The sequence below is a fragment of the Vibrio sp. S457-15 genome, from assembly GCF_000960545.1.
Classification (GTDB): Bacteria; Pseudomonadota; Gammaproteobacteria; order Enterobacterales; family Vibrionaceae; genus Vibrio; species Vibrio parahaemolyticus.
In genome coordinates this window covers 25,283-38,177 of record NZ_JYOQ01000042.1, presented here as the reverse complement: position 1 = coordinate 38,177, position 12,895 = coordinate 25,283, and the positions used below count along the sequence as shown (strand labels likewise).

The 12,895-nt window shown below is 47.7% G+C and carries 11 protein-coding genes; 8 read left to right on the top strand and 3 right to left on the bottom strand.

The features are described from left to right. On the bottom strand, positions 1 to 513 hold the full coding sequence (locus UF05_RS05600) for a CpxP family protein (protein WP_005487153.1): 513 nt from the start codon (positions 511 to 513) through the stop codon (positions 1 to 3). Between the two features lie 190 nt (positions 514 to 703). Between UF05_RS05600 and UF05_RS05595 the strand changes: the two genes are divergently transcribed. The 4 genes from UF05_RS05595 (at position 704) to trmL (ending at position 4,068) form a co-directional block, all read left to right on the top strand. Continuing rightward, entirely contained in the window at positions 704 to 1,393 is a 690-nt protein-coding gene (locus UF05_RS05595; protein ID WP_005478591.1) for a response regulator, read from the top strand. Further along, complete coding sequence (gene cpxA, locus UF05_RS05590; protein ID WP_045545930.1) at positions 1,393 to 2,796, top strand: envelope stress sensor histidine kinase CpxA; 1,404 nt, start codon at positions 1,393 to 1,395, stop codon at positions 2,794 to 2,796. The genes UF05_RS05595 and cpxA overlap by 1 nt, the downstream gene beginning before the upstream one ends. 72 nt (positions 2,797 to 2,868) lie before the next feature. Further along, positions 2,869 to 3,477: a superoxide dismutase gene (locus UF05_RS05585; protein WP_005460445.1), complete on the top strand. Its 609-nt coding sequence runs from the start codon at positions 2,869 to 2,871 to the stop codon at positions 3,475 to 3,477. Between the two features lie 111 nt (positions 3,478 to 3,588). Further along, positions 3,589 to 4,068 (top strand): tRNA (uridine(34)/cytosine(34)/5-carboxymethylaminomethyluridine(34)-2'-O)-methyltransferase TrmL, encoded by a 480-nt coding sequence (gene trmL, locus UF05_RS05580; RefSeq protein ID WP_005460447.1) that lies wholly within the window; start codon positions 3,589 to 3,591, stop codon positions 4,066 to 4,068. A gap of 71 nt (positions 4,069 to 4,139) precedes the next feature. Here the strand turns inward: trmL and UF05_RS05575 are convergent, their stop codons facing one another. Beyond that, the gene (locus UF05_RS05575) at positions 4,140 to 4,658 is read right to left on the bottom strand and encodes an FxsA family protein (protein WP_025501248.1); all 519 of its coding nucleotides are present in this window, start codon (positions 4,656 to 4,658) and stop codon (positions 4,140 to 4,142) included. A 459-nt stretch (positions 4,659 to 5,117) separates the two neighbouring features. Between UF05_RS05575 and aspA the strand changes: the two genes are divergently transcribed. From aspA to UF05_RS05555, 4 genes are all read left to right on the top strand, one after another. After that, the gene (gene aspA, locus UF05_RS05570) at positions 5,118 to 6,569 is read left to right on the top strand and encodes an aspartate ammonia-lyase (RefSeq protein ID WP_005460458.1); all 1,452 of its coding nucleotides are present in this window, start codon (positions 5,118 to 5,120) and stop codon (positions 6,567 to 6,569) included. A gap of 175 nt (positions 6,570 to 6,744) precedes the next feature. Beyond that, positions 6,745 to 8,052: an anaerobic C4-dicarboxylate transporter gene (locus UF05_RS05565; protein WP_005457503.1), complete on the top strand. Its 1,308-nt coding sequence runs from the start codon at positions 6,745 to 6,747 to the stop codon at positions 8,050 to 8,052. 160 nt (positions 8,053 to 8,212) lie between these two features. Then, positions 8,213 to 10,054, top strand: coding sequence for a protein-disulfide reductase DsbD (locus UF05_RS05560; protein WP_045545929.1), 1,842 nt, complete (start codon positions 8,213 to 8,215; stop codon positions 10,052 to 10,054). A gap of 194 nt (positions 10,055 to 10,248) precedes the next feature. After that, complete coding sequence (locus tag UF05_RS05555) at positions 10,249 to 10,878, top strand: response regulator transcription factor (RefSeq protein ID WP_017449376.1); 630 nt, start codon at positions 10,249 to 10,251, stop codon at positions 10,876 to 10,878. Between the two features lie 3 nt (positions 10,879 to 10,881). Here UF05_RS05555 and UF05_RS05550 read toward each other — a convergent pair whose 3' ends face one another. Next, positions 10,882 to 12,627, bottom strand: a complete 1,746-nt coding sequence (locus UF05_RS05550; RefSeq protein WP_015297432.1) for a potassium/proton antiporter — start codon at positions 12,625 to 12,627, stop codon at positions 10,882 to 10,884. Between the last annotated feature and the right edge of the window lie 268 nt (positions 12,628 to 12,895).

Here is a 12,895-nt window from a genome sequence, read left to right as displayed (position 1 = left end):
TTAATTATTGCGGTGTTTTCCCATGCGTTGTTGCATTTGGTCACCACATTCTTGCATGCGCTCGTTTTGCAGTTTTACAAATTCAGCTTTTTGCTCTGGAGTCAGCACGCTCAACATTTGGTGTTTTCTCTCCAGCATTTTCACGCGGTGCTCAGTTTGGCGCTCAACCATCTCTTTCGCTAGAGCAGTGGCTTGCGCTTCATCGAACGTATCCGCTAGCAATAGAGACTGCATTTTCGCGTGATGCGCTTGGCGCTCTGCCATGCGTGCTTCGCGGTTTTGTGAATATTTGCCTTTCATTTCCGCACGGTTTGCATCACGGAAAGATTGCAGTTGGTCTTTTTGTGCATCAGTTAAGTTCAAATCGCGCATGATGCCGCGGTCCATACCCATACCACATTCATCACGTGGGCCTTTGTGGTGATCTTTACCGCCAAATGCGAATGCACTCGCAGTGCCTAAAGTTAGAGGTAGAACAACAGCAGCTAACACAAGTTTTTTTGCAGATTTCATAATTCGATTCCTTACACAAGTGAGTGATTCTTCTGGGCTGTTTTCACAGCGCTTGAGTATAGAATACGACTCGCTAGGTAAAGCGGCGTATAGGGAGCGTAAAGAATCGTAAAGAGTGATTTTTGCCCTCTTCGTCGCACATCAATCCAATGTAATATTAAGTAAACGGTAACTGACCAAAGGTGCCCCGATGGCAAACATTCTTTTAATTGATGACGACATAGAACTGACAAGCCTATTAAAAGAGGTGCTCAGCTTCGAAGGATTCGAAGTCAGTGAAGCAAACGACGGTGAAGCCGGCCTTGCCGCAATCAACAGCGATATCGACCTCATCCTACTGGATGTAATGATGCCAAAATTGAATGGTATGGAAACGCTGAAGCGTCTGCGAGAGAACTGGGAAACCCCCGTGTTGATGTTGACCGCCAAAGGCGAAGAGATTGATCGAGTGATCGGTTTAGAGCTCGGCGCAGATGACTACTTACCAAAACCTTTCAGTGACCGAGAGCTGCTCGCTCGTATTCGCGCGATCTTACGTCGCACCAGTAACACGCAGAAAAACGGCAAAAACAGCGATTGTATTGAGTACCAAGAGTTGCGCCTGTATCCGGGCAAGCAAGAGGCTTACTGCGATCAACAATTGCTGGATCTAACCGCAACCGAGTTCGCGCTGTTGACCCACTTTGTCCAAAATCCAGGGCACGTACTCACCAAAGAGACGTTGAGCCTCGACGTACTAGGTAAACGACTGGCAGCCTTTGACCGTGCAATCGATATGCATGTGTCGAACTTACGCAAAAAGCTGCCCGACCAAAGCAATGGCAAACCGCGCATCAAAACCCTACGTGGTCGCGGCTATATGCTGCTTGAGGAGGATTAATGCGCCTATCACGCATCAAACTGCCAAAGATTAATAGCTTGTATGGACGCATCTTTGCCATCTTTTGGTTCACTATGCTGTTGGTGTTGATAGCCGTGCTATCACTGCCACATTTGGATCCAAGGAAAGCACGCGACATCCCAGAAGAGCATTATCAACGGATCATTGAAACGCGTGATGCCATTCAAAACAAATACAGCAAAGAAACCGACCTAGGACGCATTTTGTTCCGCGTAGAGGGCAATCGCGCAGGTAAGCATGACCCACGACCACGAGTGTTCTTTTCGGATTATAACGGCAACGTCTTAACCACCGATAAGCGCAGCAACTTTCAACTGCGTGCGATGCAAAACTTTGTCACCAGTATTGAAGATTACAACAAGCCAAAACAGAGACTTTATGGCCGCTATATGATTGCCGGCCCTGTGCCAATCGTTCTGGCCGACTCTGAACTGCTGATGTACGTTGGCTTTAAATGGAACGAGCCACCACCGCTGCTGCTGCGTCTCTTCGACCACCCATTCCAGTTACTGTTGGCCGTCATGCTGGTGAGCACGCCATTACTGCTGTGGCTTGCTTGGGCGCTGAGCCAACCCGCACGACGCCTTGAAGCCGCCGCGCAGCGAGTAGCAAAAGGTGAGTTCGTCATCGATCCGAATCTTGAAAAAGGCACCGCAGAATTTCGTCAAGCGGGCAGCAGCTTCAACCAAATGGTCGAAGCGGTGAATCAGATGATTTCAGGTCAGCAGCGTTTACTGTCGGACATTTCTCACGAATTACGCTCGCCACTCACTCGATTGCGCATGGCCAGTGCATTAGCGACGCGCAAACAGGGTGACAGCCCTGAGTTGGTTCGCATTGATACCGAAGCGCAGCGCCTTGAGCAGATGATCAGCGAATTGCTTGAGCTCTCGCGCATGCAGGTGAACAGCCACATGACACGCGAGACACAGCCAATAGAAAGTTTGTGGGAAGAGATCATTAAAGATGCGCAGTTTGAAGCCGAGCAAATGGGTAAAACACTCCGCTATTCAGAGATCCCTGAGCGACATATCTCAGGCAACCCAAAACTGTTGATGAGCGCGGTAGAAAACATCATCCGCAACGCGATTTATTACGGAAAAGATGAAGTGCAGATCGACATTCAAGACAAGACTGACACACTGACGATTACCGTCGATGACAACGGTGATGGTGTGCCGGATGAAGAGTTAGAAGCGATTTTCCGTCCATTTTATCGTGTGTCTACTGCTCGTGATCGTCACTCTGGCGGCACAGGATTAGGGTTAACCATCACCGAAAGTGCGATTCGTCAGCACAGCGGTACGATAGTCGCAAGCCGCAGCCCACTGGGAGGTTTGCGCGTCTCCATCACGTTGCCTTTAGTTAAAGTAGGCAAATAACCCTACAAGATTTTAGTTGATAATGATTTTCATTAACACTAGAGTAAATCCTCCGATTAAGGAGGATTTACTATGTCGCATACATTTCCCGCTCTGCCTTACCCATACGATGCGTTAGAGCCATACATCGACGCAAAAACCATGGAAGTGCATTACAGCAAACACCACAAGACTTACTTCGATAAATTCGTCACCGCCGTGCAAGGCAGTGATCTTGAAACACAATCGCTAGACGAAATCTTCGCAGCCGTTTCGCAACATAGCCCAGCCATTCGCAACAATGGCGGCGGCTACTACAACCACATCCTTTACTGGAATTGCATGTCGCCAGAAGGCGGCGGTGAACCACAAGGCGCACTTGCGCAAGCCATCAACGACAAGTTTGGTCACTTCGAAAAGTTCAAAGACGAATTCGCTCAAGCAGCCGTTAATACGTTTGGATCTGGCTTTGCATGGTTAGTTGTGAAAGATGGCGACATCCACATCACCTCCACCAGCAATCAGGATAACCCGTTAATGGACGTGGCCGATGTACGCGGCGAGCCTATCCTTGCATTAGATGTGTGGGAGCACGCGTACTACATCAGTTATCAGAACCGTCGACCAGAATACATCGACGCTTGGTGGAATGTGGTGAACTGGCGCGCCGTCGAAGAGAACTACGCTCGCGCGCTCGTGTAACCGCTAACGATGAAGGGGTAAGGTTGGTAAGCGCCAAGCCCTCTTTTGTACCCAAGTCGCTGCACTTGGGTATATACTGCCCCTCTCTTTGACCAACTCTATCTCAATACCATGTTTGATATCGCTTTATACGAACCAGAAATCGCGCCGAACACCGGCAACATCATTCGACTTTGTGCCAACTGCGGTGCAAACCTGCATTTGATTGAACCGCTGGGTTTCGATCTGGAAGAGAAAAAAGTCCGTCGCGCAGGATTGGATTATCACGATTTGGCTCGCGTAACGCGTCATAAGAACTATCAAGCATTCTTGGAATATCTCGATAAAGAAAAGCAAGGCAATTACCGTCTGTTTGCTTGCACCACCAAAACCACAGGTCACCACGTTGATGCGCAATACCAAGCAGGTGATGTGTTGATGTTTGGTCCTGAAACTCGCGGCCTACCAGCAGAGATCATTGAAGGCTTGCCAATGGAACAGCGTATTCGCATCCCAATGATGCCAGACGCGCGCAGCCTGAACCTTTCGAATGCCGTTGCGATCATTGCTTTTGAAGCCTGGCGTCAAATGGGCTTTGAAGGGGCGTTGTAAGCTCAACGAATTCCAGACACAAAAAAAGGGCGCGGAATGCGCCCTTTTGTTTTCTTGATTCACTGATTCAATCAGTTGAGCTTATTACGATCATCGTCATCTTTACGCTCGAATTCACCTTCGAAGGTGTTGCCGTTGTCCGAGCGAGAATCAAACGGGTCACGATGAAACGGATCTTGCTCAAATGGCCCTTGGTTTGAAAAACCACCTTGGAAGCCACCACCATGCATGGTTTTGACGACCATCTTGCTCATCAAGTATTTTGCAATCGCGGCACGCGGCGCAGGCAGCAATACCACCATACCCAACGCGTCGGTCATAAAGCCGGGAGTCAGCAATAGCACACCGGCAACCGCTAGCATCACACCTTCAAAAATTTGCTGTGCTGGAATTTCGCCTTGTTCAAGACGGCCCTGAACAGACATCAAGGTTTGAATACCTTGGCTGCGCACTAATGACGCGCCGACAAATGCCGTGATCAGCACTAATGCGATGGTTGGCCAGAGACCTAAAAAGCCCCCCACCTGAATAAATAAGCCAATTTCAATGATTGGGACGAAAATAAACGCCAATAATAAGATAGGAAACACACGCCCTCCTTTGTTTAATTCAGTGTAATGGTAAAAGCCAAGTAACCTCAAACGAATCGTTGTAAAAAAGCGTGTTCATACTCATGGCTTTTTTATTCAGGCGAACACACAGGCAAACTTTGCGAAAACACGCTATACATTTATGCGTTGCATTTGTGCGCATACCGATTTTTTCGTGCTTGAAAAGTGCCAATTTCGAACTCTAAAAAACCATGTTTGTCGAGGAAAATTGAATACCCACAAAGGGTTATTAATAACCCGTTCATACTTTGCAAATTATTGACTCATGAAAAGCGAAAAAGGTGATCTAGTTACTATTTTTATGCGCTAGGTGCAGTATGATGTGCCACATAAGTCAGGACGGATTTTCCAGCCAAAAATTCTGATGAATGGATTCTAGATTGCAGAAATGGCTAATAAATAACTTTATTATCAGAATTATCATCTAAGGATCCTGCTATGGCTACCCTATCTGATGCTCCAAAAACAGCAAACCAAGCCACTCGTATTGAAGAAGATCTATTAGGTCAACGTCATGTCCCTGCTGATGCGTACTACGGCATTCATACCCTACGTGCGATCGAAAACTTCAACATCTCTAACGTAACTATTTCTGACGTACCTGAGTTCGTACGCGGCATGGTGATGACGAAGAAAGCAGCGGCGTTGGCGAACAAAGAACTTGGCGCCATTCCTAAAGAAGTTGCTAACTACATCCTAGAAGCGTGTGATTTGATCCTAGAAACAGGCAAGTGTATGGATCAGTTCCCTTCAGACGTATTCCAAGGCGGCGCGGGTACTTCCGTTAACATGAACACTAACGAAGTTATCGCGAACGTTGCACTTGAACTGATGGGCAAAGAAAAAGGCCAATACGAGTTCATCAACCCGAACGACCACGTTAACAAGAGCCAATCTACTAACTGTGCGTACCCAACTGGTTTCCGTATCGCGGTTTACAACAGCGTACACAAACTAATGGAAGCGATTGAATACCTAAAAGGCGCATTCGATCTTAAAGCAACTGAATTCAAAGACGTATTGAAGATGGGTCGTACTCAGCTTCAAGACGCAGTACCAATGACTGTTGGTCAAGAGTTCCACGCTTGGGCTGTAACGCTAAACGAAGAGATTCGTGCTCTAGATTACACATCTAAACTCCTACTAGAAATCAACCTAGGTGCAACCGCAATCGGTACTGGTCTTAACACTCCAACTGGTTACCAAGCTCTAGCAGTGAAACACCTAGCAGAAGTAACTGGCCTTGACGTTGTGCCTGCAGAAGACCTAATCGAAGCGACTTCTGACTGTGGTGCATACGTAATGACTCACGGCGCGCTAAAACGTCTAGCAGTGAAACTATCGAAGATCTGTAACGACCTTCGTCTACTTTCTTCTGGTCCTCGCGCGGGTCTAAACGAGTTGAACCTACCTGAAATGCAAGCAGGTTCTTCAATCATGCCAGCGAAAGTAAACCCAGTTATCCCAGAAGTAGTAAACCAAGTTTGTTTCAAAGTTCTAGGTAACGACAACACGGTTTCTTTCGCAGCAGAAGGCGGTCAGCTACAGCTAAACGTAATGGAACCAGTTATCGCACAAAGCATGTTTGAGTCTATCTCTCTACTACACAATGCGTGTGTGAACCTACGTGATAAATGTATCGACGGCATCACTGTAAACAAAGAAATCTGTGAGAACTACGTTTACAACTCAATCGGTATCGTAACTTACCTAAACCCATACATTGGCCACCACGAAGGTGACATTGTCGGTAAGATTTGTGCAGAAACTGGTAAGAGTGTTCGTGAAGTCGTGCTTGAGCGCGGCCTGCTAACTGCAGAAGAACTTGATGAAATCTTAACAGTTGAAAACTTCATGCATCCTACTTACAAAGCGAAACGCTACGAGTAAGCATTGAAGCTAAGGGGGGCCATCCAGGCCCCTTTTTTAGGCTTTTTCACGGTAACCACATTTTTAATAAGCTTTTATTGCCGTAGGCCGCTGGGTTCTGATTCTCTGAACATTTACTCCTGTTCCTGAGTGTTCAAAAAATCAGAATCAAATAAAAAACTAAAGAGGTATCAATATGGTCATGGTCGAACTCTTCGTGGTTCTGCTCTTCATCTATTTGGGGGCAAGAATCGGCGGTATCGGCATTGGTTTCGCCGGTGGTGCTGGGGTCATTGCGTTGTCTTTGATCTTGGGTGTCCCGACAAGCCAAGCGTACATTCCTGTTGACGTAATTTTGATCATCATGTCTGTAATCACGGCTATCGCAGCAATGCAAGTGGCTGGTGGTTTGGATTGGATGGTACAAGTTGCGGAAGACTTTTTGCGTAAACACCCTGAGCGCATCACCTTTTATGCGCCAATCGTGACATTCCTAATGACACTAATGGCGGGTACAGGTCACACAGCATTCTCTACGCTACCGGTTATTGCAGAAGTAGCGAAAGGCCAAGGCGTTCGTCCTTCTCGTCCACTGTCTATCGCGGTTGTGGCATCGCAAATCGCTATCACAGCGTCGCCAATTTCAGCGGCAGTTGTGGCGTTTGCTGCAATGTTGCATCCGTTTGGTGTGGATTACCTAACGCTACTTGCGATCTGTATTCCAACCACGTTCATCGCTTGTATGATCGGTGCATTCGTTGCGAACTTCATGGGCTGTGAGCTAAAAGACGATCCTGAATACCAAGAGCGTCTAGAGAAAGGCCTAATCAAGCTAAACACAGAAGCAAAACGCGAAATCCTACCAACTGCGAAAAAAGCGACGTTCATCTTCCTTGGCGCTATCGCTTTCGTCGTATGCTACGCAGCGGCTATCTCTGGTTCAGTGGGTCTAATCGAGAACCCAGCACTGGGGCGTAACGAAGCAATCATGACGGTAATGCTGGCAGCAGCCGCGGCGATCGTAATGAGCTGTAAAATTGATGCTGGCAAAATCCCAGCAGCAGCGACATTCCGTTCTGGTATGACAGCGTGTGTGTGTGTTCTTGGTGTGGCATGGCTAGGTTCTACGTTCGTTAACGCGCACGTTGATGGCATCAAAGAAGTGGCTGGTGCACTACTAGCTGACTACCCATGGATGCTAGCACTTGTTCTATTCTTCGCGTCTATGCTGCTTTACTCTCAAGGTGCAACTACCGTTGCGCTTATGCCTGCAGCACTTGCAATCGGTGTAGCGCCACTAACAGCCGTTGCGTCTTTCGCAGCAGTAAGTGCGCTATTCGTACTACCAACTTACCCAACGCTACTAGCTGCGGTTGAGATGGATGACACGGGTTCAACTCGTATCGGTAAGTACGTATTTAACCACCCGTTCTTCGTTCCAGGCGTGGTCACCATCGCATCAGCAGTAGCACTTGGCTTCGCATTCGGTGGTCTACTGATCTAGTAGAAACAGAGTCTTACTCGGGGAGCTTCGGCTCCCTTTTTTCTTTTCTGCGCCTTGAGTATTGCTTAACAAATCTTCACTTGGATGAAACTTATTAACTCGCCTGCGGGTCTGATTGAGTTACACTAACGGCAATTATCTAAGATGAATTGAACATTTTATGCGCGCATTACTTTCCGTTTTACTCTTAGGGCTCATTACCTTTTCCACTCCGTCTTTAGCTTTATTTGGCAAAGACCAGTTTAACAATAGCCAGAATAACAGCTTTGGTAGCAGCAACGACAGCTTTGTTCCGGTCGACCAAGCGTTCCCATTTAACTTCTACCAACAAGACGACAAATTGATGCTCGATTGGCAGGTACGTGACGGCTACTATCTGTATCAAGAGCGCTTGTCTGTGTCTGGTGAAAACATCTCTCTTGGCGAACTGCAAATGGAAAACGGCACGCCACATAAAGATGAATTTTTCGGTGATGTGCATATCTACACCACGCCTTTATTTGTGAATGTACCGCTTGATGAGTGGCAAGAAGGCGCACGCGTGATCGTGCAATATCAAGGCTGTGCGAAGGCTGGATTCTGCTACCCGCCAGAAACTCGCATCATTCCCATTGACGCTTTTACGGCTTCCATTGCTGATTCTGCAGTCGCAACAAAACCAACTCAATCGACAGCAAACAACAACCAAACAAGCGCGACATCACCAACGGTGAGCACGTCAGTGTCATCAAACAACGCTCCAGCACCAGTCACTGAGCAAGATAGCCTCGCGGCGAACCTTGCTGACAATTGGTGGACTCCGCTGCTGTTTTTAGCTCTTGGTGTAGGCTTAGCGTTTACGCCATGTGTTCTGCCAATGTACCCAATTTTGACCAGCATCGTACTTGGCCGCGGGAAACTCAGCCAACGCCGCGCTCTGGGTTTATCCCTAGTTTACGTACAAGGCATGGCGCTGACTTACACTCTTCTCGGCTTAGTGGTGGCATCAGCAGGCATGCAGTTCCAAGCGGCGATGCAACACCCATATGTGTTGATTGGTTTGAGTATCTTATTCGTCACGTTGGCACTCTCCATGTTTGGTGTGTACACCCTGCAATTGCCAAGCAGTGTACAAACGTGGCTAAACAACCTGAGCAACAAACAGCAAGGCGGCAGCAGCGCAGGTGTATTCGCGATGGGCGCGATCTCAGGTCTGGTGTGCTCACCGTGTACCACAGCACCTCTGTCGGGCGCACTACTCTACGTTGCACAAAGTGGTGACTTGCTGACTGGTGGTATTGCGCTTTACGCACTGGCGATGGGTATGGGTATTCCGCTGATTCTCGTGGCGGTATTTGGCAACAAACTGCTGCCAAAAGCCGGCGGTTGGATGGACCGAGTGAAGACACTATTTGGTTTCATTCTGCTGGCAGCACCAATCTTCTTGCTTGAGCGTATCTTGCCAGAAATGTGGTCGACGGCGTTGTGGTCTGCGCTCGGTATCGCGGCATTTGGTTGGTTGTATCACATCAAAAACAGCTTGGAGTTTGGTGGCTGGAAGCAAAGCGCAATTGGCATTATTGCCGTCCTCGGTTTGTTCGCCTCCGCGCAACCAGCACTGAATTATTGGTTTGGCAATCACGAAACCCAAGCACAACAAACAACGGTTAGCTTTACTCCCATTGCTAATGTGGCCGACCTTGAAGAGCAACTGGCACTGGCAAAAGCAGCAGGTAAACCAGTCATGCTCGACTTCTACGCCGACTGGTGTGTAGCGTGTAAAGAGTTTGAGAAGTACACCTTCCACGATCCAAAAGTCGAAGCCAAGCTGCAAGACTTCGTGTTGCTGCAAGCGGATGTCACCAAAAACCAAGTGCAAGATATTGAGCTACTCAAACACATGAACGTGCTGGGTTTGCCGACCATCGAATTCTGGGATGCGAAAGGCGAACACGTTTCAAACGCTCGTTTAACTGGCTTTATGCAAGCCGAGCCTTTCTTAGAGCACATCAATCGATTCTGATATCACATCATTCAAACGCCAGCGATTTTCGTTGGCGTTTTTTGTTGCACAAATTTGAATGAGAAAAATGCGGCTATATGCAATTTTCCTAATAAAAGTCGATTTGGTTCAGACTTTTAGCGAATAAATATTGTCCACCTTCTCAAAGCTGGACAATAATTCATTTAACGAAATAGTCAAAAGTGTTTAACGTCATGGATTCGACCTACACCATCATCATCGCCGATGATCACCCTCTCTTCCGTAATGCATTGTTCCAATCGGTACACATGGCTGTCAGTGGTGCCAATCTGCTTGAAGCAGACTCTCTTGATGCCCTGCTTGCATTACTCTCCAAAGAGGAAGAGCCGGATTTGGTGCTGTTGGATCTCAAAATGCCTGGGGCTAATGGAATGTCAGGGCTTATCCACTTAAGAGCGGAATACCCAGATTTGCCTATCGTCGTGGTATCCGCCAGCGAAGAGCCAACGGTGGTGAGTCAAGTGAAGAGCCATGGTGCGTTTGGCTTTATTCCGAAATCGAGTGATATGCGTGAGCTGGTCAATGCACTCAACCAAGTGCTCAATGGCGACCCGTACTTCCCTGAAGGGCTGATCACCAATAACGCAGCGTGTAATGATTTAGCAGAGAAGATTGCCGCGCTAACACCACAGCAATACAAAGTGTTGGGGATGTTGTCTGATGGCTTGCTGAACAAACAAATCGCTTACGAGTTGAATGTATCAGAAGCCACCATCAAAGCACATATGACGGCGATTTTCCGCAAGCTCGGCGTGAAGAACCGCACGCAAGCCGTCATCATGTTAACGGAAATGAATGATTAGGACTTAGTCCTCCTCTTCCCCTTCCTCTTCTTCATTGGGTAAACGTAAACCAACCTTAGTCACTTGGTGATCCACCACGTCCGCGATTACCCATTGCAATCCTTGCCATTCAAACTGGTCGCCCAAAACAGGCGTGCTACCCAGTTGTTCTTCAACAATATTGCTCAAGGTTTTATCTTGCAGTTCATCGCCCAAATTCAAACCGTACATCATCGCCACGTCGGCCAGCTTCACTTCAATATCTAAGAAGAAATCACCAAAGAAACGAGTCAGAGAGGCTTTCTCCGGCGCTTCACTGAACAACAAGCTCAATGCAGCTAAGTCTTTCTCTTGAGCCAATACACATAGGGTATCGTCTTCTTCCAACCTGGTACTGCCCGATGGGTGAAGCAGTTCTTGGTTACGGAAAACAGCCGCAATGCGCGTGCCTTCAGGCATCGACAAACTACGCAGCGGTTCGCCAATGCACCATTTATCCGCTTTCAATCGGTAAATAAACAGTTCCCACTCACTGGTTGGGTAAATCTCCACACCAGTGCGAGAGATTGGCTCGGGCTTTGGTGGCAACTCAACCTTGGCAAGCGACATCGCTTTGGTCAGCGTACCGCCCTGAACGATCAGCGATACCATCACCACGAAGAAGGCCAAGTTGAAGTACAGCTGCGCGTCTGGCAAACCAGCCATCATAGGGAATACCGCAAGAATGATTGGCACCGCACCGCGCAAACCAACCCAAGAGACAAACCACTTCTCACGTGGCGTGAAGCTCTTAAATGGCAGCAGTCCAATCCACACGGAAATAGGACGGGCAAACAAAATCATACCAAACGCAAGCGCCAAGCCTGGCACCGCAATACTCAGCAAGTTCGACGGCGTAACCAACAAACCAAGCACGAGGAACATGCCAATTTGCGCTAGCCACGTCATACCATCTAACACATGCAGAATCGAATGACGGCTGCGCGTTGGACGGTTACCCAGCAATAAACCCACGAGGTAAATCGACAAAATACCGCTGCCGCCTAACGAGTTCGACAACGCGAAAATGATCAAGCCGCCGCTGACGGTCAAAATCGAGTACAAGCCATCCGGCAGTTGATTGCGATTGATGACTTTCCACAAGACCCAGCCACCAGCAAAACCAAGAAGCGCACCGATACCAAACTGCTTAACAAAACTGAGCGCTAAAAAGCCGGCGCTTAACTCCGTTCCCGTACTAGAAAGAATCGCAATTAACGTAACGGTCAAGAACACCGCCATTGGGTCGTTGGTGCCCGATTCAATTTCTAACGTCGAGCCAACACGTTCGTTCAGACTGCGCCCTTTCAATAAAGAGAAGACCGCGGCCGCATCCGTTGAACCGACAATCGCGCCAACTAAGATACCTTGCAATAAATCCAAATCGAACAGCCAGGTCGCCATCAATCCAGTTAACAATGTCGTGATGGCTACGCCTATAGTTGCCAACGACACCGAAGGCCACAAGGCGACCCGAAAACTGGCGACTCGCGTTCGCATCCCGCCATCCAAAAGAATGATGGCGAGCGCTAAGTTACTGACTAAATAAGCGATGGAATAATTATCAAATAAGATTCCGCCAAGGCCATCTTCCCCAGCCAACATACCTACCGCAAGAAATACGAGAAGGATTGGAATCCCCAATTTTGAGGACACGGGGCTTAAAAGAACGCTCAGTGCAATAAGTAATGCACCAATCAGAAAAAAGCTGTTAATGGTGTCGGCGTCCATTCTCACCCTCCCTAAATGAAAAGCTACAAACAATCTCAACGAGTAAGCATATAAGTTCCTAAATCACCTCAACTTTAAGATGTAAGCGTGATGAGTTAAGCACAGGCTTTATTGTGCCTTAAAACCGTGCTCCGGTACGAAAACTTTATGTAAACAAATCACTTGAGAAGGTTGAATCTAGGTATAGATTCGGTGAAATCAATGAAGAAAAGATTAACCAATGCAACATATTGAAAATTTTATGCATCAAATCATTAGACCTTAGGCT